Annotated in this window: 17 protein-coding genes; 1 reads left to right on the top strand and 16 read right to left on the bottom strand. The window is 69.6% G+C overall.

The window, feature by feature from the left end; translation table 11 throughout:
- Positions 1-10 precede the first annotated feature (10 nt).
- The 16 genes from KGD87_RS30360 to KGD87_RS30285 all read right to left on the bottom strand — a co-directional run bounded on the left by KGD87_RS30360 (position 11) and on the right by KGD87_RS30285 (position 19626).
- On the bottom strand, positions 11-1315 hold the full coding sequence (locus KGD87_RS30360) for an ABC1 kinase family protein (RefSeq protein ID WP_284664438.1): 1305 nt from the start codon (positions 1313-1315) through the stop codon (positions 11-13).
- 76 nt (positions 1316-1391) lie between these two features.
- Positions 1392-2282, bottom strand: a complete 891-nt coding sequence (locus KGD87_RS30355; RefSeq protein ID WP_284664437.1) for a serine/threonine-protein kinase — start codon at positions 2280-2282, stop codon at positions 1392-1394.
- Positions 2283-2690: 408 nt separating this feature from the next.
- Positions 2691-3218 carry a hypothetical protein gene (locus KGD87_RS30350; protein ID WP_284664436.1) on the bottom strand — a complete coding sequence of 176 codons (528 nt, stop codon included), beginning with the start codon at positions 3216-3218 and terminating at the stop codon, positions 2691-2693.
- A 260-nt stretch (positions 3219-3478) separates the two neighbouring features.
- Entirely contained in the window at positions 3479-4282 is an 804-nt protein-coding gene (locus KGD87_RS30345) for an ABC transporter permease (RefSeq protein ID WP_284664435.1), read from the bottom strand.
- Between the two features lie 2 nt (positions 4283-4284).
- Positions 4285-5061, bottom strand: a complete 777-nt coding sequence (locus KGD87_RS30340) for an ABC transporter ATP-binding protein (RefSeq protein WP_284664434.1) — start codon at positions 5059-5061, stop codon at positions 4285-4287.
- Positions 5046-7475, bottom strand: coding sequence for a sensor histidine kinase (locus tag KGD87_RS30335; protein WP_284664433.1), 2430 nt, complete (start codon positions 7473-7475; stop codon positions 5046-5048). The genes KGD87_RS30340 and KGD87_RS30335 overlap by 16 nt, the downstream gene beginning before the upstream one ends.
- A gap of 102 nt (positions 7476-7577) precedes the next feature.
- Positions 7578-7853, bottom strand: coding sequence for a DUF5985 family protein (locus tag KGD87_RS30330; protein ID WP_284664432.1), 276 nt, complete (start codon positions 7851-7853; stop codon positions 7578-7580).
- 6 nt (positions 7854-7859) lie between these two features.
- On the bottom strand, positions 7860-8120 hold the full coding sequence (locus KGD87_RS30325; RefSeq protein WP_284664431.1) for a DUF5985 family protein: 261 nt from the start codon (positions 8118-8120) through the stop codon (positions 7860-7862).
- The gene (locus KGD87_RS30320) at positions 8113-8514 is read right to left on the bottom strand and encodes a hypothetical protein (protein WP_284664430.1); all 402 of its coding nucleotides are present in this window, start codon (positions 8512-8514) and stop codon (positions 8113-8115) included. Before KGD87_RS30320 ends, KGD87_RS30325 begins: the two co-directional genes overlap by 8 nt.
- A gap of 55 nt (positions 8515-8569) precedes the next feature.
- Complete coding sequence (locus tag KGD87_RS30315) at positions 8570-9706, bottom strand: response regulator (protein WP_284664429.1); 1137 nt, start codon at positions 9704-9706, stop codon at positions 8570-8572.
- Positions 9703-10356, bottom strand: a complete 654-nt coding sequence (locus KGD87_RS30310; protein ID WP_284664428.1) for a protein-glutamate O-methyltransferase CheR — start codon at positions 10354-10356, stop codon at positions 9703-9705. Before KGD87_RS30310 ends, KGD87_RS30315 begins: the two co-directional genes overlap by 4 nt.
- Positions 10353-16256, bottom strand: a complete 5904-nt coding sequence (locus KGD87_RS30305) for a HAMP domain-containing protein (protein ID WP_284664427.1) — start codon at positions 16254-16256, stop codon at positions 10353-10355. Before KGD87_RS30305 ends, KGD87_RS30310 begins: the two co-directional genes overlap by 4 nt.
- 231 nt (positions 16257-16487) lie before the next feature.
- Positions 16488-17312 (bottom strand): hypothetical protein, encoded by an 825-nt coding sequence (locus KGD87_RS30300; RefSeq protein WP_284664426.1) that lies wholly within the window; start codon positions 17310-17312, stop codon positions 16488-16490.
- A gap of 5 nt (positions 17313-17317) precedes the next feature.
- Positions 17318-17683 carry a response regulator gene (locus tag KGD87_RS30295; RefSeq protein WP_163778453.1) on the bottom strand — a complete coding sequence of 122 codons (366 nt, stop codon included), beginning with the start codon at positions 17681-17683 and terminating at the stop codon, positions 17318-17320.
- 28 nt (positions 17684-17711) lie between these two features.
- Positions 17712-19187 carry a DUF7125 family protein gene (locus tag KGD87_RS30290; RefSeq protein ID WP_284664425.1) on the bottom strand — a complete coding sequence of 492 codons (1476 nt, stop codon included), beginning with the start codon at positions 19185-19187 and terminating at the stop codon, positions 17712-17714.
- An 85-nt stretch (positions 19188-19272) separates the two neighbouring features.
- Positions 19273-19626, bottom strand: a complete 354-nt coding sequence (locus tag KGD87_RS30285; RefSeq protein ID WP_284664424.1) for a DUF3703 domain-containing protein — start codon at positions 19624-19626, stop codon at positions 19273-19275.
- Between the two features lie 168 nt (positions 19627-19794).
- Between KGD87_RS30285 and KGD87_RS30280 the strand changes: the two genes are divergently transcribed.
- A complete protein-coding gene (locus KGD87_RS30280; protein WP_284664423.1) occupies positions 19795-21336 on the top strand; it encodes a PAS domain-containing sensor histidine kinase in 1542 nt (513 codons plus the stop codon).
- Positions 21337-21341: the final 5 nt, after the last annotated feature.

The raw sequence follows: 21341 nt of genomic DNA, 5'->3' as shown, positions 1-21341 counted from the left end.
GGCGCCGGCCTCACGCGGGCAGGTCCGTCACTTCCAGGAAGACGGCGCGGAAGTCACCGCGCGCGCCAATGAGCTTCAGGTTCTGCGCCAGCCCTCCGGTGGAGCGGAAGAACATGATGGCCTCCGGCGGCGGCCTGATTTTGAGGAAGCGCGGCGCGTTGCGCGAGAAGTGGTGGCGCATGTCGCGGTTGATTTCGCACACGGCGTAGTCGTAGTCCGGCTGGTGCATGGGCCGCCCGGCGATGCGCAGCACCTCCGCGATGAGGCCCTCGGCCTCCTCGTCCGGCAGCTCCACCGTGAAGCCCACCTCCCGGCTCAGGCCCAGGATGTCCAACGACTCCATGCGCACCGTCTGCCGGAGCATGCGCTGGTTGACGTCCACGAAGCGCGGGGAGAAGCGTTTGATGGAGCCGAAGTCCAGCAGGCCCAGCCGCCCGTCCGGCATCACCATGAAGTTGCCCGGGTGCGGGTCCGCGTGGATTTCGCCCGCGCCGAAGAAGGGCCCGTAGGTGGCGAGGATGAGCTGGCGCGCCACGCGGAAGCGCTCCTCGTTAGAGGGGTTCGTCGGCAGCCAGTCCTTGAGGGTGAGCCCCTCCAGCAGCTCCAGCGTCAGCACCCGCTTCGCGCTGTGGCTGGAGACGACGGCGGGCACGCACAGCTCCGGCAGCTTCGCCACGCTGCGCGCGAAGCCCTGGGCCAGCTCGGCCTCGCGGAGGTAGTCCAGCTCCAGCAGCAGCTCGTCGCGGAACTCCTTGAAGTAGGCACCGGCGTCGGACACGCGCAGCACCGTGGACGCCGTCTTCGCCACGATGCCCAGGTTCGCCATGTCGTGGGCCAGGGACACGTCGATGCCGGGGTATTGCACCTTCACCGCCACCGCCCGGCCGTCCTCCAGCACCGCGCGGTGCACCTGCCCCAGCGACGCGGCCGCGAGCGGCGCCTCGCTGAACTCGCGGAAGAGCGACTCGGGCGGCGCGCCCAGCTCCTCCTGAACGACGCGCGACACCTGCGCGTAGGACATGGAAGGCGCCTGGTTCTGCAGCCGCGCCAGCACCTGCCGCACCTCGGGGGTGAGCAGGTCCGGGTCCATGGAGATGGCCTGCCCCATCTTCATGGCGGCCCCCTTGAGCTCACCCAGGGTGGAGACCAGCTTCTCCGCGGCCTCCTTGCTGAGCAGGTCGGACGTGCTCCCGGACAGGCGCTTCGCGCCGCTCTTGAGCACATCCGTGCCTACCTGCATGGAGAGGCCCGCCAGCTTGCGCAGGCGGTTGAAGCGGCCCTGGGGAGGAAGCGTGTCGTCGGAGTCTGAGGCCATGGGAACCGGAGTGGATTAACGAGGAGGGCCCCGCAAGACGCAAGGCATGACGCCTCGCGAAGTCAGCCAGGCCGCCCTACCTGGAGGCGGGCGCGGCCCCCGGCGGGCCCCGGAGCGCGTACCAGCCCGGAAGCCGCTCCAGGCCCAGGGACTCCGGAGGTGCCGCGCCTCCGTCGAGCGCCACCGACGCGTGCAGGGCGTCGCGCAGCTCGGCGGCGCTGGCATAACGGTCCACCGGGCGGCGCGCCATGGCCCTGAGCAGCACGCGCGACAGCGCCGAGGGGAGCTCCGACGGCAGCGGCGGCACCTCCCCGGCGTGGCCATGAAGCGGCTCCTCCGCCGCGTGCCCGCGCGAGGACAACCGGCCCGTGACGAGCAGCGCGCCCAGCACCCCCACGGCGAAGAGGTCCGCGGCCACCGGCAGGTCGACGGCACTCTCGGAGGGAGGGAGCAACCCGGCGATGCCGAAGTCCAGCAGCTTCACGTGCTGGCGGCCCTTCGCGTCGGGGACGAGGAAGATGCTGGTGGGGTTGAGGCTGCCGTGGGCGATGCCGTGCGCATGCGCGGCGCCCAGGGCGTCACACACCTGGGTGAGCAGGTCCACCACCAGCGCGGGTGCCAGCGGCCCCTTCGCGAAGGCGGCCAGGCGCTGTCCCTCCAGGTACTCCATGACGAGGTAGGGCCGCCCGTCGCGCATGCCCAAATCGTAGAGCGAGACGATGTGCGCGTCCTGGAGGAGCGTCAGCGTGCGCGCCGCCTGGAGGAAGCGGGCCACTCGCGCCGGGTCCTGCGTCACGTGCGCGTGGAGCACCTGGATGGCCACGCGCTTCTGGATGAGCGCGTGCTCCGCGAGCAACACGATGCCCAGGCGCCCCCGGCCCAGCTCACGCAGCAGCCGGAAGTGGCCCACCTGCTGTCCCACCAGCGACGCCGCCGAGGACAAGGGCGGGGCCTCGCTCGCGGGCACACCCCTACCTGTGGACCGGAACGGCCGTGTGAATACGGGAACGGCGGTGGTGACGTCCAACCGGGACATGATGCCAACATCCTTCGCGCGACAGGCGCCCCGCTCCGGCCAGCAGCCAGTGGGCCCACGCACGAGCCAGCGCGAAATGGTTTCGGAAGCTGCGACGGTGAGCGGAAACCCTAATGCCGTCACGGCGTGTTTCGCGACGCACTTCGGGACGTGCGTCGAACGCACAACGACCGCTCTGTCGGGCGGAGCACGCACGCCGCGCGAGGCCCCCATGGCGCACGTCGCGCCACCGTCTGGAGCCCCGGCAAGTGTGCTGCGCTCAACGCGCCTCCGCGCCCATGAGACGAGCGCGGCGAGCCTCCCCGCCCGGATGCGGACGGGGAGGTGCTTCCATCCACCTCAGCCGATGATGGGATCGCAGGTGTTGTCTTCACCGCACGTCAGCCCGAAGCAGCAGGCGGCGGACTCACCACAGGCCTCGCCAATGGGCGCGCACACCGGAGCGCCCGCGTCCGGATCCTCGCCGCCCGTGCCCGCGTCCGGCTCCTCCCCGCCGCCCGCATCGGGCTCCTCGCCCGTGCCCGCGTCCGGCTCCTCGCCGCCCGTGCCCGCGTCACAGGGCCCCAACGTGTCTCCGTGCCGCGCATGCGCCGGCCAGGCCGCCGTGGACACCGAGAGGGTGTGCGCGTTGGCGGGGTTGCCCGGAGGAATGTGGCAGATAGTGACCTTGCCCGGCGTGGCGTCATCATCACCATCATCACCAGGGTACGTGGGCTCATCGCCGGCCTTGCCGCCCAGACCGCCGCTCTGAGGGGCGTGCATGTCCGGGGACTCACCGTCCGACGGTGAGCCGCCACAACCGCCCGCGAGCAGTGAGCACAGGGCCATCACCACCGCGGACGAGAAAACAGGATTGAGGCTTCGCATCGGTATGCTCCAGGTATGGGTGTGCGATTGCTGTCACCCACGCCGGGCCTCCTCCACGACGACCTCAACCGCGGCCTTGCACATGTCGACACCAGGCCGCGGGCGGGGGCGCGGCATCTGGAGTCACAAGCGCGGTTCGTCCAGGACTCGGCCCCCCGCGGATACAGCCACCACGGGGAATAGACTCGCCCGCGGCCCCACCGGCCACGCGTTCGCGCACGCCCCCACTGTGTCGACAGCACGACTGAAAACGTCCTGTCTCAGCTCACGCTTTCAGCGCTGTATCGCGCGATGAGTCCGCTCCGCACGGCCTGCCGGTGGACCCGCGTGAAGAAGGCGCACGCGAGCAGGATTTCCACCACGGCGAGGCCAGCCCCCCACAGCAACGTGGACACCTGGAACGAGCCTCCCGCCGCGAGCGTGCGCATGCCCTCGAACACGTACGAAGGCGGCAGCAACCGGGACCCGGCCTGCATCCACGCGGGCAGCGTGGACAGCGGGTAGAAGACGCCGGCGAAGGGCGACAGCAGCGCGGGGATGGGCCAGACGAACCACTCCGACGCCGGGCCCAGACGCAGCACCAGCGCGCAGCCGAAGATACCCAGCGCGATGCCGAACAGGAACAGCACCAGCAGGAAGGGCACGAAGAGCGCGCCGTACGCGGCGAAGGACAGGCCGAAGACGGTGCTGGCCAGCACCAGCATCACCAACAAGCCCAGGGTGCTGGTGGCGACGCTGGAGAGCACCAGCCCGCCCAGGTATTCGGAGATGGTGAGCGGGGACGCGAACATGTTGAGGAAGTTGCGCGACCACACGTCCTCGAAGAACACCATCGTCACGCCCTGCATGACGCGGATGAAGAAGTCCCACAGGAGGACGGCGCCCAGCAGCACCGGGACGAAGTTGTATTCCCGCGAGGTGACGGTGTTGAGGTAGCGGCTCATGAAGCCCCACAGCACCATGTCAATGGCCACCCACGCGAAGAGTGGCAGGAAGCGCGCCAGGCTCCCTCGCAGGAGGTAGTAGTGGCGAAGCGCGACGGCGGCGGCCCGGTGCGGGTGCATGGTCAGCTCCGCTCCAGCGCGAGCGGCTCGCGCGCCACGGTGATGAAGAGCTCTTCCAACGAGGCCTGGCCGTGCTCGCCGGGCAGCGTCCGCGGGTTGCCTTCCAGCAGCACCCGGCCACGCGCCAGGAACAGCACCCGGTCGCAGACCTCCTCCACCTCGTACATGTTGTGGGACGTCCACAGCACGCCGCCGGTGTCCCGCGCGGCGAACTCGCGAATCCGGGCGCGGATGTCCCGGGCCGTCGCGGGGTCCAGCGACGCGGTGGGCTCGTCCAGGAGCAGCAGGTGCGGCCGGTTGAGCATCGCCTTCGCCAGCGCCACGCGGGTCTGCTCTCCGGAGGACAGCACGCCGCACTTCACTTCGCGGTACTTCACCAGGTCGAACTGCTCCAGCAGCTCCGCGATGCGCGCCCCCAGGGACTTCACCCCGTAGATGAGGCCGAAGACGCGCAGGTTCTGGTAGACGGTGAGGTTGCCGGGCAGCGGCGAGTAGACGGCGGCGAAGTTCGTCAGCGCCAGCGCGGCGGAGCGCTGCGCCGCCAGGTCCAGGTCCTGGATGTGGATGGAGCCGGACGTGGGCTCCAGCACGCCGAGCACCATGTTGATGGTCGTCGTCTTCCCCGCGCCGTTGGGGCCCAGCAGCCCGACAATCTCTCCGCGCCCCACCTCGAAGGAGACCCCCTCCACCGCGGCCTTGTCGCCGTACTCCTTCCGCAGCTTCGCCACCGACAGCACCTTGGGCACACCGGCCCTTCCCGCAATCACCATGGCGCGCATTGTGCCGTGGACCGGGGCAGGCGCACGGTGAAGATGGAGCCCTGCCCGGGCCGGCTCTCCACCTCGATGCGGCCGCCCATGGCGTCCACGATTTGCCGGCTGATGTAGAGCCCCAGTCCCAGGCCGCCATAGTGCCGGTCGGACACCGCGCGCTCGAAGCGGCCGAACAGGCGCGGCAGGTCCTCCGCGGCGATGCCGATGCCCTCGTCACGCACCGACACCCGCACCATCTCCTCACCCTCGAAGGCCGCCTCCACCAGGACGGGCCGGCCCGCGCCGTACTTGGCGGCGTTGGTGAGCAGGTTCACCAGCACCTGGTCCAGCCGCATCGAATCCCACTTCCCCGGCAGCGGGCCCGGCACCTCCACCCGCACCGGACAGCCCGCCTGGGTGAACACCTCCTCCATGCGCTCCACCGCGTCGCGCACCGCCTGGCCCAGGTCCACGTCGGACGGCTCCAGCATCAGCCGCCCCAGCGAAATCCGGCTGACGTCCAGCAGGCTGTCCACCAGCGCGCTCAGCCGCTGCACCTGCCGCACGGCCGTGGCCAGCCGGGGCCGCACCTTCTCCCCGAGGTCCCCGCTGGCGGCGCGGTCGATGAGGCCGTGCTGGAGCTTCAGGCTGGTGAGGGGCGTCTTCAGCTCATGGCTGGCCACGGAGAGGAACTCGTCGCGCAGGCGCACCGCGGCCTGCGCGTCCCGGTACAGCGACGCGTTCTCCAGCGCCACCGCCACGCGCCGCGCCAGCTCCTCCGCCATGGCCACGTCGGCGGTGACCAGCCGGCGGCAGGGGGCCGCGGCGCCCAGCGTGATGACGCCCAGCGTGCGCCCCCGCGTGCGCACCGCCACCGACAGCAGCGAGTGCGGGCTCAGCGCCGCCAGCAACGCGCGGTGCTCGGGCCCCTGGAAGATGCGCTCGCGCAGCTCCGGCCCCACCTCGGGCAAGAAGCGCGTCTCTCCCGACAGGAAGCACTCGCGCGCCGGAAGCAGCGAGGCCAGCGCCGACACGTCCCGCTCCGGCTCCCGGTGGGCCGCGGCCACGCCGCGCGGCACGCCGTCCGCCCCCGCCAGCTCCACCAGGCAGAACGAGGCCACGTTTCGCGCGACCACCCGCGCCAGGTGTTCCAGCGTCCACTCCACGTCGTCCAGGTGCTCGGCCAGCGCGCGGCTCGCCTCCAGCAGGAAGAAGAGCCGCGCCTCGGCGTCCTTGCCGGCCTCCAGCGCCAGGTGCAGCTTGCCGCCGCGCTCGCGCAGCGCCTCGTACAGCGCCGCGCGCTCCAGCGCCTGCGCGCACTGCTGCGCCAGCGAGGACAGGAAGCCGCGCTCCTCCGGGAGGAACACCCGCGGCCCGTCCCACGCGAACAGCAGGAAGCCCCGGAGGCGGTGCTCCACCTTCAAGGGCAGCACCGCCCACGCCCCGCTCCCCACGCCCTGGACGAGGTCCCGCGCCCACTCGGGCACGGCGCGCACCGCCGCCTCGTGGCTGGAGAACCACTGCGGCTCCAGCTGCTCCAGCGCCCGGTCCACGCCGGGCACCGGGTCCGCCCACTGCCCCCGCAGGGCCTCCAGCACCGACGGCGCGGAGCCGAAGGAGCCCAGCACGTGCAGGCAGCCATCCTCCAGCCGGCCGAGCACCGCGCCGCGCGCCGGCCCCGTGGGCCGCAGCTCCTCGCGCATCAGCGCTTCCGCCACGTCCTCGGCGGTGGCCGCGCGGGACAAGGCCGCGGTGATGGCCTGGAGCCGCTCGGTGCGCTGCTGCGCGCCTCGCGCCTCCGCGTACAGCAGCGCGTTGTCCAGGGACAGGCTGGCGCGCCGGGCCAGCTCCAACGCCAGCGTCAGGTCGGACGCGCCGGGCACGCCGTCCGCGTCGCCCCGGACCAGCGACAGCGCTCCCAGCACGCGGCCCCGCGCCAGCAGCGGCACGATGAGGCCCGCCCGGATGCCCAGGCGCTGTGCCACCTCCAGCTGCGCCTCCGTGCGCACCACGCCCGGCAGCAGCGCGTCCAGGACCTCGGGAAGGAGGGCGACCTTGCCGGTGCGCAGCACCTCCGGGATGCCGCCTTCGGCCGTCAGGTCCAGGGGCTGGAGGCGCGCCAGCTCATGCACCAGCGGCACCTGCTCCGTTCGGCGGTGCGCCGCGGCCACCCGCTCCACCCGCCCATCCGCCGTGAGCACGTCCACCGCGCACCAGTCCGCCAGCAGCGGCACGGCCAGCTCGGCCAGCCGCTGGAGCACCGTGCCCGAGTCCAGGGATGACGACAGCAGCTCGCCCGCGCTGGCCAGGAACGCGAGGCGCTCCTCCGCCTCGTCACTGCCACGCAAGCGGACGTCCTCCGGCTCCCTGGAGACGGGCCGCTCCGGTTCGCGCTCGTCCACGGACGCGGGCCGCGAGGATGAAGAAGGGCGGCGCGACATGGGTATCCGAGATAATGACGCCCCCGCGCCTGCGACAACGGTGCTCGGACACAGGTACGAGACAACTGTCAGCCAGGCGACCTGCCGGACACCGGCGCGGCCCTAGCTGGAGCCGCCGCGGTTCGCGCGGTTCTTGTCCCAGATGGCGTAGAGGATGAGCAGGAAGGCGAAGAGCCGCGCCACGTAGATGAAGTAGCGCCGCTCGTCATCCGTGTCCAACAGCGCCGCCACCACCGCGTTGCCCGCCAGCATCGTGAAGGCCAGCGCGAAGCAGGCGAAGAGCCGGTCCTTCGACTGGAGCCAGAAGCGCAGGAAGAACAGCGCGCTCGCCAGCCACGCCATCGCCACCGCACCGTTGAGCATGGGCTTGAGCATCATGGCACCTCAGGACGCGTCCCAGATGAGGCCGTAGAGCAGGACGGAGGCACTGGACAGCGTGGCGATGGTGCGCGGCATGAACAGGTCGATGGTGGTGGGCAGCAGCACCAGGTCCACGAAGAGGAGCGCATTGCTGACCACCAAGCCCACGAAGCACAGCCCGCTCCACAAGAGCAGGCGCATGCCCGTGCGCTTGTAGGCGCGAAGCAGCAGCACCGCGCACGCCACGCTCGTCAATGCACACAAGAGGTAGACTGCTTCAGCCATGGCCGTCCCTGTCCTTCTTCAGGATGAATGCCTCGGCAAAGCCCCGCACCTTGTCCAACGGCCGCGAGAAGATGAAGGTGATGACGCTGACGCGCTTCACGCCATACACCGCCGCCAGCTCCGTCACCGCCTGCACGTCCTCCGGCGACTCGGGACTGTAACGATACGACGGCGGTGAGGCACCATCGCTCACCAACATCCGTCGGTTCGTCAGGTCCTCCAGCCTGGAGGCGGCGGAGACATCTGTAATGCGCAGTTCCAGACTCACCGCCGATGCCGTCCACTCCCTGTCCGCGCGCACACGAAGCAGGAGGAGCACCTCCAGCTTCTCCAGGGAGTCGATGTGCGTCGAGATGAAGCGCTGGACCCGCTGTGGGATTCCGGCGTCACTCACACGGCCACCTTGCCCATGTTATTCTGCGCGTCAACCATTTCTCACCCAGCGATGTTCAGCGCATGGACCGTGGGGGGTTGCCCGCCTGGCCGCTCTCCTCCGCTGGCAAGGAGCCCTCCTCGTGCTCCTGGCTGGGGCTCCCGGTGCTCAAGCCCGGCAGGTTCCGCAGCACCTCGATGAGCCGGGTGAGCGGGCCTGTGTCCTCCCCCTGTGCCTCCAGTGTAGCGATGTGCTCCGTCAGCGGCAGGGGAAGCCAGTCATGCCGAGCGACGGCTCGCAGCGCCGTCACGTCCAGGAGGCCGAGCACCATCGTCTCGGGACGCCCGTGCATGCGGGGCAGTCGCTCACTGGAGGCGAGCACTGAACCGTGCTGCCCACCGACGTCCCACTCCACGGGGTACGCCTGGAACACCTCGCCGCGCGCGGCGCGCCTCAGGGGCAGCGCGTCGTCCGCGAGCAGCCGGCCATCCGCGCCGCGGAAGCGTGCGTCCGCATGCAGCGCGCGCGCCTCGCGGTAGGCCAGACAGCCCCCCGCCAGCCCCTGCGCCGCCCGGTTGGCCAGCAGGGTGTGGCCGCTTCCCGGCTCCACCAACGCCAACGGCATGGGGAGCGCGGACATCACCGCCTCCAGCCAGCGCTGCTGGTTCCGGTTGGTTTCTGAACGAAGCCGCTCGGCCTCCACACGCCGCTGCGCCTCCAACAGCTCACGCGCGTGCTCGCGCTGCTGGGCCTCGCGCAGCGCCTCCGCCTGCCGCCGCACCAGCTCCGTCTTGCGGTACAGCTCCACGAAGACGCTGACCTTGGAGCGCAGGATGGCCGGCTCGAAGGGCTTGAGCAGGTAGTCCACCGCGCCCATGGCGTAGCCGCGCAGCTCCGGATGCGGCCCACGCGACAGCCCGGTGAGGAAGATGAGAGGCGTGCCACGGCTGCGCTCGCGCTCGCGGATGAGCTGGGCCGTCTCGAAGCCGTCCATGTCCGGCATGACGACGTCCAGGAGGATGACGGCGAAGTCTTGCACCAGCAGGTGGCGCAGCGCCTCTCGGCCGCTGCTCGCGGTGACCAGCCGCTGCCCCAGGGGCGCCAGGGTCGCCTCCAGCGCCAGCAGGTTCTCCGGCTGGTCATCCACCAGCAGCAGGCGGACGGGCTCCGACGGAATCGCGGGCAGGCGCTCGCGCGTGGGCGCGCCGCTCAAGGCAGCACCTTCGAACGCGGCACATAGGCCAGCCGCGCGAGCCACCCTCCCACGGAACCCAACGTCAGCTGCTCCATCTCACCCTCCTCGCCCTCTCCGCCCGTCTGGAGCGCGCTCACCACGGCCACCCGGGCGCCGCTCGCCTGGAGCACCTGCAAGCCCGCCACCCCATCCTCGTGCCCCGCGAAGCGCAGCCCCGCGGCGCGGGGGCCATGGCTGTCCGCCGCGGATTCGAGGAGCGCGTCCAGGGCGCCCCGGTGCAGCGCCAACGGCACGGGCAGGTGCGGCGGCGGCGGCGCCAGCACCGACTCCACGTCCGCCGCCGCGCAGCGCGGCGGCCCCACCACCAGCAGGCCCAAGGGACTCATGTCACCCTCCTGAAGATGCGACCGCGGTCCTCCAGCGATGTGGTCGTGCAGCGCGCGGTTGAAGGTCAGCAGCGTGTCGCGGCACACGATGACGTGGAACTCGTTGAACGAGCCGTCCGTGGCCAGGCTGTGCTGGGTGAAGAAGACGCGGTCGCGCAGCCGGGGCTGGAGCAGCGCCCAGTTGCCATCGCGCGTGCAGGAGTCGCAGAGCGCGCCCTTCCCGCCCGCCTCCAGCAGCAGGTCCGCCTCCAGCACCTCGCCGCGCGCGCCGGGCCCCGTCATCCGGAGACCTCCGTGCGCGGACCGCGCGGCGGCATGCCCCGCGGCGCGTGCAGCCACACGCGCAGCAGGCTGAGCAGCTTCTCGATGTCCACCGGCTTGGTGATGTAGTCGGACGCGCCGGCCTCCAGGCACTTCTCCCGGTCACCCTTCATGGCCTTGGCGGTGAGGGCGAGTATCGGCAGGTGGACGAAGCGCTCCATGCGGCGGATGGCGCGCATGGCCTGGTAGCCGTCCATCTCCGGCATCATCACGTCCATCAGCACCAGCTCGATGTCGGCGTCCTGCTCCAACTGGTCCAGGCCCTCGCGCGCGCTCTCCGCGAAAGCCACCTTCATGCCGTAGCGCTCCAGCACGGTGTTGAGGGCGAAGATGTTGCGCACGTCATCGTCCACCACCAGCACCTTGCGGTTCACCAGCAAGGGGTCCTTCTCGCGCGCCTTCTCCAGCATGCGGCGCTTGGGCTCGGTCAGCTCCGACGGAGCCCGGTGGAGGAACAGGCTCGTCTCCTCCAACAGCCGCTCCGGGCTCTGCGCGTCCTTCACCACGATGGCCTCGGCCACCCGCCGCAGCTCCGTCTCGTGGGCGCGCGTCAGCTCGCGACCCGTATAGACGATGAGGGGCGGCCCGCCCGCGCCGTGCGCCTCATGGATGCGGCGGATGAGCTCCGTGCCGGGCATGTCCGGCAGGCCCAGGTCCAACACCATGCAGTCGAAGCGGCGCTCGGCCAGCGCGGCCAGGGCCTCCGTCGCGGTGCCCACCGCCACCGTCTGCACGTCATCGCTGCCCAACAGCTCCGTCAGCGTCTGGCGGTGGACGGGGTCGTCCTCCACCACGAGCAGCCCGCGGCCCTTGCGCTCCACGAAGCGCCTGAGGGACTCCAGCGCGGCCACCGCCGCCTCCGGGTCCGCCGCGGCCCGCAGGTGGCCCAGGGCCCCCAGGTTGAGCGAGCGCTCGCGGTGGTCCTCCACCGACACCGTGTACACCGGCAGCGCGCGCGTGGACGCGTCGTGCTTCAGCCGGTCCAGCACCACCCAGCCCGCCATCTCCGGCAGGTCCAGGTCCACCGCCACGGCCACCGGCCGCGTGTTGCGGACGGCGTCCAGCGCGCCCTCCACCTCCGTGGACACCAGCACCTTGAAGCCCGTGCCCTGCGCCGCGGCGCGCAGGCGCGCGGCATGGTCCGCCAGGCGCGTCACGGCCAGCAGCACCTGGTCTCCGGGCTGGATGGAGCCCCGGTCATCATCAATGTCCATCCGGCTCAGCGCGGACACCGAGGCCTCGATGGCCGGCTCCGCGACGGGCGCGGGGAGCACCGCGGTGGCCAGCGGGTGGTAGTCCCAGCGCGCGGGCTCCTCCGGCGAGCGCTCCGCCATGAAGGCCAACGGCACGTAGAGGGTGAAGGCGCTGCCCTTGCCCACGTCGCTCTCCAGCCGGATTTCGCCGCCGAGCAGCCGCGCGATTTCACGGCTGATGGACAGGCCCAGGCCGGTGCCCCCGTACTTGCGGGCGGTGGAGCCGTCCGCCTGCTGGAAGGCCTCGAAGATGATTTGATGCTTGTCCTTCGGGATGCCGATGCCCGTGTCCACCACGGTGAAGGCCACCACCGAGGGCGCGGAGGACAACATGGCGTGGTCCGGAGACCAGCCGCTCTTCGCCAGGCCAATCTCCAGCGACACCGAGCCGGACTCGGTGAACTTGAAGGCGTTGGACAGCAGGTTCTTGAGCACCTGCTGCAGGCGCTTCGCGTCCGTCTCCAGCGCGCCGGGCAGCGAGTCCGCCAGGCCGATGTGGAACTCCAGGCTCTTCTTGTCCGCCACCTGCCGGAAGGTGCGGTCCACGAACTCGCGCAGGTCGCCGAAGCGCAGCGGCCCCACGTCCACGGCCATGGTGCCGGATTCAATCTTCGACAGGTCGAGGATGTCGTTGATGAGCTCCAGCAGGTCCGCGCCGGACGCGTGAATCGTCTTGGCGAACTCCACCTGCCGCGACGTGAGGTTGCCGTCCACGTTGTCGCTGAGCGTCTGGCTGAGGATGAGCAGCGAGTTGAGCGGCGTGCGCAGCTCGTGGCTCATGTTGGCCAGGAACTCGGACTTGTACTTGGACGTGAGGCTGAGCTGTTCGGCCTTCTCCTCCAGGGCGAGCTTGGCCTGCTCCACCTCGCCATTCTTGCGCTCCACCTCCGTCTTCTGCTCGGAGAGCAGCTTCGCCTTCTCCTGGAGCTCCTCGTTGGTGCTGCGCAGCTCCTCCTGCTGGCGCTTGAGCAGCTCCTCCGACTGCTGCAGCGAGGTGGCCTGCTGCTCAAGGCGCTTGTTCGTCTCCGTCAGCTCCTCCTGCTGCTTGCGGAGCTCGTCCGTCAGCGCCTGCGACTGCTTCAGCAGCGCCTCCGTGCGCATGTTGGCGGCAATCGTGTTGAGCACGATGCCGATGGACTCCGTGAGCTGCTCCAGGAAGCCCATGTGGACCTCGCTGAAGGCGTGGAAGGAGGCCAGCTCGATGACGGCCTTGACCTCCCCTTCGAAGAGCACCGGCAGCACCACGATGTTGCGCGGCACCTCCTCGCCCAGTCCAGACGCGATGCGGATGTAGCTGTCCGGCACGTCCGACAGGAGGATGGGCTCCTTCTCCAGGGCGCACTGGCCCACCAGCCCTTCGCCGTACTTGAAGGTGTTGGCCAGCCCCTTGCGCTGACGGTACGCGTAGGACGACAGCAGCTTGAGCATCTGGTCGCCGCCGTCCACGCGCTCGGAGATGTAGAAGACGCCGTGCTGGGCATCCACCAGCGGCGCCAGCTCCGACAGGATGACCTTGGACACCGTGAGCAGGTCCCGCTGCCCCTGGAGGACGCGGGTGAACTTGGCCAGGTTCGTCTTGAGCCAGTCCTGCTCCGTGTTCTTCCGCGTGGTGTCCTTCAGGTTGCGGATCATCTCGTTGATGTTGTCCTTCAGGGCGGCCACTTCGCCCTGCGCGGACACGGTGATGAACCGCGTGAGGTCCCCCTTCGTCACGGCGGTGGCCACCTCGGCGATGGCGCGCACCTGCGTGGTGAGGTTGGCGGCCAGCTGGTTCACGTTGTCCGTGAGGTCACGCCAGATGCCCGCCGTACCGGGCACGCGGGCCTGACCGCCCAGCTTCCCTTCGATGCCCACCTCGCGGGCCACCGTCGTCACCTGGTCGGCGAACACCGCCAGGGTGTCAATCATGCCGTTGATGGTGTCCGCCAGCTCCGCGATTTCCCCCTTCGCGTCCACCACCAGCTTGCGCTTCAGGTCGCCGTTGGCCACCGACGTCACGACCTTGGCGATGCCACGCACCTGCGTGGTGAGGTTGGACGCCATGGAGTTCACGTTGTCCGTGAGGTCCTTCCAGGTGCCGGCCACGCCCTTCACTTCCGCCTGTCCGCCCAGCTTGCCTTCCGTCCCCACTTCACGCGCCACACGCGTCACTTCCGAGGCGAACGAGTTGAGCTGGTCCACCATCGTGTTGATGGTGTTCTTCAGCTCCAGGATTTCGCCCTGCACGTCCACGGTGATTTTCTTCGACAGGTCACCCTTGGCGACGGCCGTCGTCACCTCGGCGATGTTGCGCACCTGCGACGTGAGGTTGGAGGCCATGGAGTTCACGTTGTCCGTGAGGTCCTTCCACGTGCCGGCCACCCCCTTCACCACGGCCTGACCGCCCAGCTTGCCTTCCGTGCCCACCTCGCGCGCCACGCGCGTCACTTCCGAGGCGAACGAGTTGAGCTGGTCCACCATCGTGTTGATGGTGTTCTTCAGCTCCAGGATTTCGCCGCGCACATCGACGGTGATCTTCTTGGAGAGGTCACCGTTGGCCACGGCCGTCGTCACCTCGGCGATGTTGCGCACCTGGGACGTGAGGTTGGACGCCATGCTGTTCACGTTGTCGGTGAGGTCCTTCCACGTTCCACCGACACCGCGCACGATGGCCTGACCGCCCAGCTTTCCTTCCGTGCCCACCTCGCGCGCCACGCGCGTCACTTCCGAAGCGAAGGACGAAAGCTGGTCCACCATCGTGTTGATGGTGTTCTTCAGCTCCAGAATCTCGCCGCGCACGTCCACGGTGATTTTCTTGGAGAGGTCACCGCGCGCCACCGCCATCGTCACCTCGGCGATGTTTCGCACCTGGGACGTCAGGTTGGACGCCATGGAGTTCACGTTGTCGGTGAGGTCCTTCCACGTTCCACCGACACCGCGCACGATGGCCTGACCACCGAGCTTTCCCTCCGTCCCCACTTCACGCGCCACGCGCGTCACTTCCGAGGCGAACGAGTTGAGCTGGTCCACCATCGTGTTGATGGTGTTCTTCAGCTCCAGGATTTCGCCCTGCACGTCCACGGTGATTTTCTTCGACAGGTCGCCGTTCGCCACGGCCGTCGTCACCTCCGCGATGTTGCGCACCTGGGACGTCAGGTTGGACGCCATGGAGTTCACGTTGTCCGTGAGGTCCTTCCACGTTCCACCGACGCCCTTCACCACGGCCTGACCGCCCAGCTTGCCTTCCGTCCCCACTTCACGCGCCACGCGCGTCACTTCGGAAGCGAAGGACGACAACTGGTCCACCATCGTGTTGATGGTGTTCTTCAGCTCCAGGATTTCACCGCGCACATCCACGGTGATTTTCTTGGACAGGTCGCCCTTGGCCACGGCGGTGGTGACCTCCGCGATGTTGCGCACCTGGGACGTGAGGTTGGACGCCATGGAGTTCACGTTGTCCGTGAGGTCCTTCCAGGTGCCGGCCACGCCCTTCACTTCGGCTTGGCCGCCCAGCTTGCCCTCGGTGCCGACTTCACGCGCCACGCGCGTCACCTCCGAGGCGAACGAGTTGAGCTGGTCCACCATCGTGTTGATGGTGTTCTTCAGCTCCAGCACCTCGCCCTTGGCGTCGACCGTAATCTTCTTCGACAGGTCACCCTTCGCGACGGCCGTCGTCACCTCGGCGATGTTCCGCACCTGGGACGTCAGGTTGGAGGCCATGGAGTTCACGTTGTCGGTGAGGTCCTTCCACGTTCCACCGACGCCCTTCACCACGGCCTGACCGCCCAGCTTTCCTTCCGTCCCCACTTCACGCGCCACGCGCGTCACTTCGGAAGCGAAGGACGACAACTGGTCCACCATCGTGTTGATGGTGTTCTTCAGCTCCAGGATTTCACCGCGCACATCCACGGTGATTTTCTTGGACAGGTCGCCCTTGGCCACGGCCGTCGTCACCTCGGCGATGCTGCGCACCTGCGCGGTGAGGTTGGACGCCATGGAGTTCACGTTGTCCGTGAGGTCCTTCCAGGTGCCGGCCACGCCCTTCACCACGGCCTGACCGCCCAGCTTTCCGTCGGTGCCCACCTCGCGGGCCACGCGCGTCACCTCGGAAGCGAAGGCGCCGAGCTGCTCCACCATCCCGTTCACCAGCCGGGCGGTGCGGAGAAACTCGCCCCGGAGGGGACGGCCATCCACTTCCAGGGCCATCGTCTGGGACAGGTCGCCCTTGGCCACCGCGCCGATGACGCGGCCCATCTCCGTCGTCGGCTGCACCAGGTCGGCCACCAGCGTGTTCACCGACTCGACGCAGTCACCCCACGAACCCAGCGCGCCCACCACGTTGCCGCGCTGGGTGATGCGGCCTTCCTTGCCCACCACGTTGCCAATGCGCTCGAACTCACGGGCCATGCGCTCGCTGAGCTCGATGATTTCGTTCAGCGTGTCCGCCACCTTGCCGGCGCTGCCCACCTTGTCCACCGGCATGCGCACGGAGAAGTCGCCCTTGCGGACGGCGGTGAGGACCCGCAGCAACTGACGCGAATCGAGCGACTGCGAATCATCCTCCCGGATTCGCGGCGGAGGGGGAGCCGCGACGGGTGCGCGGCGGGAGGAAACCTTCTTCGTGGCCATGTGAGTTCCTGGTCGGTCCCGGAACGGCGAAGCACGGGCTGCCGTCCTGCGGGAATCCCGCAGCTGGAGCGTGTTTTCTCGCGCTTTCGCACACTTGGACCAGCCCCCCAGGGACGCCCGGCTGGCCAGCAGGCGACACTCCCGGAAGACTTCGTCTGGCAGCCAACACTGGCCCGAGCGTGGCGCCACCGGGCGTGAAAGCCGGTGCGCTCGCGGACGGAGCAGGCAGGCTCAGTGCCGGACGCGGGGCGCGGGCGCGCGGACGCGCACCTGCATCTGCTCGTCCCCGGCCACGACGCTGCTGAGCACCTCGCGCTGGTCCGGTGACAGCCGGGCCACGGCGCGCAACGAGGCCACCAGCACCAGGGACTCCAGCGCAGACGGCACGCTGACACCGTCCGGCCCCGTCTTCAGGGGCAACGGCAGGCGCGGCGCGCGCCCCGCGGCGGTGAGCGCGTCCACGGCATACGCAGGAGACGTGTCCAGCGTGACGGCAATCGCCGGGAGGCTGGTGGCGGCGTCACCCTGGCCGCGCGCCTGCATCTCCATCAGCACCTGCAGCGCGCCCGGCTTGAAGTACAGCGCCAACCCCGCGCGCCCGTCCCCCATATGGAAGACACACCCCTCGAAGGTGTGGTTCATCGGCCCGGTGACGGCCACCTCGAAGGGCTGGCTGTCATCCCAATGCGTCCAGGGCCGCGCATCCCAGTACTCCGACGACGCCTGCACGAAGAGCAGCGCCTTGTCCGAGCCAAGCCCGGACAAGCCTCGCTGCCCCCAGGCCACGAAGGTCGCGATGGCCGCGCAGGAGGACAGCGCCTGCGGTGAAGGCTCCGCCACGGCGAGCCCCAGCTCCGCGCCCGCTTCGGCCAGCGCCGGCGCGCAGCGCACCTCCGCCGCGTCCACCCCTTCCAGCAGGGCCCGCAGCCCGGCCCCGTCATCCGACTCGAAGACGGGCGCGGAGGGCTCTCCGGAATCGGAGATACGCAGATACACCTGCACCTGCGTGTCGCCCTGGCTGAGTGGCACGGGGCCCAGCTTGAGCAGGTAGAACATGGGGCTCAGCCTTGCTTTCCGTCCAGGGCCTTGCGGACCTGTCGCATCAACGCATGGATGTCGAAGGGCTTCTGGAGGAACGGCATGCCGGGATACAGGTGCCGCAGCGCGGCCACGTCCACCGCGCTCATCCCCATGAGTGATACATCCTTGTAGGCCGGCTCGGCTCGGATGCGCTCGATGAGCGCCGGTCCGTCCAGCACGGGCATCATCCAGTCAGTGAGGACCAAATCCGGCCGGAGCTCCGCCATCCGCTCCAGCGCCTCACGACCGTGAGAGGCCGTCAGAACGCGGTAGCCCTCCTCTCGAAGGAGGTCCGCCAGGGCTTCCAGGATGCCCTGCTCGTCATCCACCACCAGGACCGTCTCCATACGGGTGGTACTACTCCTAGACGTTCGTTCAGAAATGGCCAGCGCCCGGGTGCCGGGCAAGTCCCGTGAGCAAGGTATCCACAGCGGTACTGAAGGGGGGCAGCACCTCGATTCCCTGTGACGTGATGACGAACTCCCTCAGGGTGGGGTCATAGTGGGTGTCACGCATCTTGAAGATGCTCAGCAGCTTGCGCAGGCGGCCTTCAAGCTCGACATGTCTCAGGAAAAAGAGGTTCTCCGCCACAGCGGAAGGGCCGACCTCCATCGGGACGTCCAGCACCGGACCGAAGAGCCGCGGCGTCTCCATGCCGAAGAGGGTGGTGGTCCCCGTGCAGCGCAGCTCCTGGGTGAGGGCCGCGAAGAACGAGTTGATGCGCGCGGGCTCGGGCGAGGCCTGTTGCATGGCGCTGAGCCCGTCCACGAACACCCGCTTTACGTTGCGCCGCCGCACGTCCGACAGGAGCTGGTCCGCCAGCACATCGAGAATGCACTCGGAGGGCGGCTGCCAGATGAAGTTGAGCCGTCCGTCCGCCATGGCGCCGCCCAGGTCGATGCCCGCGGCTGCCACCTTGCCCAACAGCCGGTTGGGCGGCTCGTAGAAGCCCATGTAGAGGCAGGACTCCCCCTGCTTCAGCCCCTCCGCCAGCAGACTGCTGCCCAGCAGCGTCTTGCCCGCGCCGGGCGGACCGAGCACCAGGGAGGTGGACCCCGCCGCCAGGCCCTCTGGGAAGAGCGCGTCCAAGGACGGGACGCCAAAGTGGATACGGTGGGCGCCCGGGTCGGGCGGCGGCGAGCGCTGGACGCGTGACTCCAACCGGGGGAAGACCTCCAGGCCGTTGCTGGTGATGCGGAAGGCGTGGACGCCGTGCAGCGTGGCGCTCCCGCGGAACTTGCGCACCTGCAGCTCGCGCCAGGAACGCACGCCCTGGGTGCGCTCGCGCAGCTCCAGGATGCCATCGACCATGGTGTATTCCGGGTGGACGGCGGGCCCGTTGGCGCTGGTGAGCAGCAGCGCCGTGAAGCGAGCCAGCCCCGCGACGACCTGCAGCTCGTGGATGAACTTCTTGAAGTCGCGGCTGCTGCCGGCTGCTTCCTGCGCCTGCACCAACCCGTCCAACACCAGCATGCTGGCGTTGTGGTTGCGCACCTCGCGCCGCAGGAGCTCCAGCAGCCCCGGCAGGCCCTGCTCCTCCAGGGTGCGGAAGCCGCTGACGTAGTAGACGCCCTCGGGCAGCAGCGCCGAGTCGAAGAACGCCATGTCCCGCATGTTGGCCAGCATGCGAGCGTGAGACTCGGCCAGCAGCGTGACATACAGGCACCGGGCGCCAGCGCGCCCCTGGTGATAACAGAGCTGATTGGCGAAGAGGGTCTTCCCCGCGCCCGGCTCCCCCACGACGATGTAGACACCCGACGACACGAGGCCGCCGCCCAGCACGGCGTCAAGCCCAGGCACGCCAGTGGAGACGCGTGCGTCCTGCCGCGCGGGTTGCTCGGAAGAGGACATGATGCCGTTCCATACCGTAATTCGCCCCAGCGCGCGCGCCGGAATGTGCGAAGAAACCACGCGGGCCGTGAACGGCTGAAGCGCCTCAGCGGTCGGCGTCCAGCAGGGCGCGCAGGTCGTCGGGAATGGGCATGGGCGCGAGGATGCCCACGTTCGCGCCACCGGTGTTTCCCAGCGGCGCCCGCCCCAGCCATGAGCCCGGCGCGGCGACCAGCAACCGCACCACCTGCCCCACCCACTCCGCGGCGTTCCGCCTGCGCCACCCGAACCCCAGCATGCGCCAGTGCACGCGCACGTGAGGCCCCGCATGGGCCTGGCTGAGGACGTGAGCCCGCTCGAGGTGCCGCCAGGCACGCACCTGCTCCGAACGCGACTCCGCTTCATGGGCCTCGCGCAGCTCCGCCTCGAAGGCGGCGCGCAGCTTCACCTTCATCGCCATGGCTTCCTTCCGGTCATGGCGCCACCTTCGCGCGCCGGGCGCCCCGCTGGCATGTCAAAACGTGCACCCCCGGCCGCCCGGGGCCGGTGGCGCCTGGCGCCCCGGGTGTATTGATTGAAGGGGGCCCGAGACACGGGAGAGCCCCCGCTCCAGGGGAGGAAACGCGCCATGGCGGAGAGGGAGCCTGGCCTCGACGCAGCCGGGGACGTCAGCCCGCCTGCCCGGGGTGGACATGACGCGCGGGTCGACAACGTCGACGGCATCGTCTGGGAGGCGGACCTCTCCCTCCACTTCGTCTTCGTCAGCAAGCAGGCGGAGCGGCTGCTCGGCTACCCGGTGGAGCGGTGGCTCACGGAGCCTGACTTCTGGGTGGAGCACCTGCATCCGGACGACCGGGACTGGGCTTTTGCCTCCTGCCGCTCCGCGGTGGAGCAGCGCCTGCCCCACGAACTCGAGTACCGGATGCTGGCCGCCGACGGGCGCGTCGTCTGGCTGCGCGACCTCGTCACCGTGCTGTTCAGGGACGGCCGTGCCTACGGGCTTCACGGCCTCATGGTGGACGTCACCGAGCAGCGGCAGGCCAAGGAGCGGCTGGAGCAGACGGTGTCCCTGCTGGAGGCCACGCTCGACTCGACGGCGGACGGACTGCTCGTCGTCGACCAGGACGGACACATCACCGCCCGCAACCGCCAGTTCGAGCAGCTCTGGGGACTGACGGGGTTGACGGCCTGCGCCCAGGACGCTGCGCTGCTCGCGGCCGTGCGCGAGAAGCTGAAGGACCCGGACGCCTTCTTCTCGCGGGTCCAGGCCCTGTACGAGCAACCCAGCCAGGAGAGCTTCGACATCGTCGAGCTGCGCGACGGCCGTGTCCTGGAGCGCTACTCCCTGCCCCAGCGGCGGCGCGGGCTCATCACCGGCCGCGTCTGGAGCTTCCGCGATGTCACCGACCGCGTGCACGCGCAGCGCATGCAGGAGCGGCTGCTGGACGAGGCGCACGAGGCCATCCGCGTGCGCGACGACTTCCTCTCCATCGCCGCTCACGAGCTCAAGACACCCCTCACGCCGCTGCGCCTCCACCTTCAGCTGCTGAAGCGGACGATGGAAGCCAGGGAGCCCATCGCGCCGGAGCGCGTGGACAAGGCCATGGCGCAGGTGCACCGCCTGTCCGCGCTGGTCAATGATTTGGTGGACGCCACCAGCGTGGAGGCGGGCCGGCTGAAGCTGCAACGTGAGCCTGTATCGCTCCTGGAACTGGCGCGCGAGGTGTGCTCGGAGTTCCGCGCCCTCAGCGCGGCGCACACCTGTACGTGCGAGCTGCCCCAGGAGGACCTCGTCGTCATGGGCGACCGGGGCCGGCTGTCGCAGGTGCTGGCCAACCTCCTGGAGAACGCCGTCAAGTACAGCCCGCTGGGCGGTACCGTGCGCATCTCCTTGTCTCGCGCGGACGGCGACGCCGTGCTCAGCGTGGCGGACGGCGGCATCGGCATCTCCCAGGAGGACCAGGCGCACCTCTTCGGCCGCTTCTTCCGCGCGAGCAACGCGCCCGTTTCGGGCTTCGGGGGCCTGGGCCTGGGGCTCTACATCTGCCGGGACATCATTGAACGGCACGGCGGTCACATCTGGGTGGACAGCGAGCTGGGCCGGGGCTCCACGTTCCATGTCTCGCTGCCCGTGCTGAACGCGACGGCGCACCGGGAAGCCCGGCCCTGACGCGG

It is taken from the genome of Myxococcus sp. SDU36, assembly GCF_030168875.1.
GTDB classification, from domain to species: domain Bacteria; phylum Myxococcota; class Myxococcia; order Myxococcales; family Myxococcaceae; genus Myxococcus; species Myxococcus vastator.
The sequence above is the reverse complement of the archived record's forward strand: the minus strand, read 5'-3'. Positions and strand labels throughout refer to the sequence as shown.

Excerpts from the sequence above, each read along its gene's own strand:
- KGD87_RS30360 (WP_284664438.1), bottom strand. The coding sequence starts at position 1,315 with ATGGCCTCAGACTCCGACGACACGCTTCCTCCCCAGGGCCGCTTCAAC.
- KGD87_RS30350 (WP_284664436.1), bottom strand. The coding sequence starts at position 3,218 with ATGCGAAGCCTCAATCCTGTTTTCTCGTCCGCGGTGGTGATGGCCCTG.
- KGD87_RS30345 (WP_284664435.1), bottom strand. The coding sequence starts at position 4,282 with ATGCACCCGCACCGGGCCGCCGCCGTCGCGCTTCGCCACTACTACCTC.
- KGD87_RS30340 (WP_284664434.1), bottom strand. The coding sequence starts at position 5,061 with ATGCGCGCCATGGTGATTGCGGGAAGGGCCGGTGTGCCCAAGGTGCTG.
- KGD87_RS30335 (WP_284664433.1), bottom strand. The coding sequence starts at position 7,475 with ATGTCGCGCCGCCCTTCTTCATCCTCGCGGCCCGCGTCCGTGGACGAG.
- KGD87_RS30330 (WP_284664432.1), bottom strand. The coding sequence starts at position 7,853 with ATGATGCTCAAGCCCATGCTCAACGGTGCGGTGGCGATGGCGTGGCTG.
- KGD87_RS30325 (WP_284664431.1), bottom strand. The coding sequence starts at position 8,120 with ATGGCTGAAGCAGTCTACCTCTTGTGTGCATTGACGAGCGTGGCGTGC.
- KGD87_RS30310 (WP_284664428.1), bottom strand. The coding sequence starts at position 10,356 with ATGACGGGGCCCGGCGCGCGCGGCGAGGTGCTGGAGGCGGACCTGCTG.
- KGD87_RS30305 (WP_284664427.1), bottom strand. The coding sequence starts at position 16,256 with ATGGCCACGAAGAAGGTTTCCTCCCGCCGCGCACCCGTCGCGGCTCCC.
- KGD87_RS30300 (WP_284664426.1), bottom strand. The coding sequence starts at position 17,312 with ATGTTCTACCTGCTCAAGCTGGGCCCCGTGCCACTCAGCCAGGGCGAC.
- KGD87_RS30295 (WP_163778453.1), bottom strand. The coding sequence starts at position 17,683 with ATGGAGACGGTCCTGGTGGTGGATGACGAGCAGGGCATCCTGGAAGCC.
- KGD87_RS30290 (WP_284664425.1), bottom strand. The coding sequence starts at position 19,187 with ATGTCCTCTTCCGAGCAACCCGCGCGGCAGGACGCACGCGTCTCCACT.
- KGD87_RS30285 (WP_284664424.1), bottom strand. The coding sequence starts at position 19,626 with ATGGCGATGAAGGTGAAGCTGCGCGCCGCCTTCGAGGCGGAGCTGCGC.
- KGD87_RS30280 (WP_284664423.1), top strand. The coding sequence starts at position 19,795 with ATGGCGGAGAGGGAGCCTGGCCTCGACGCAGCCGGGGACGTCAGCCCG.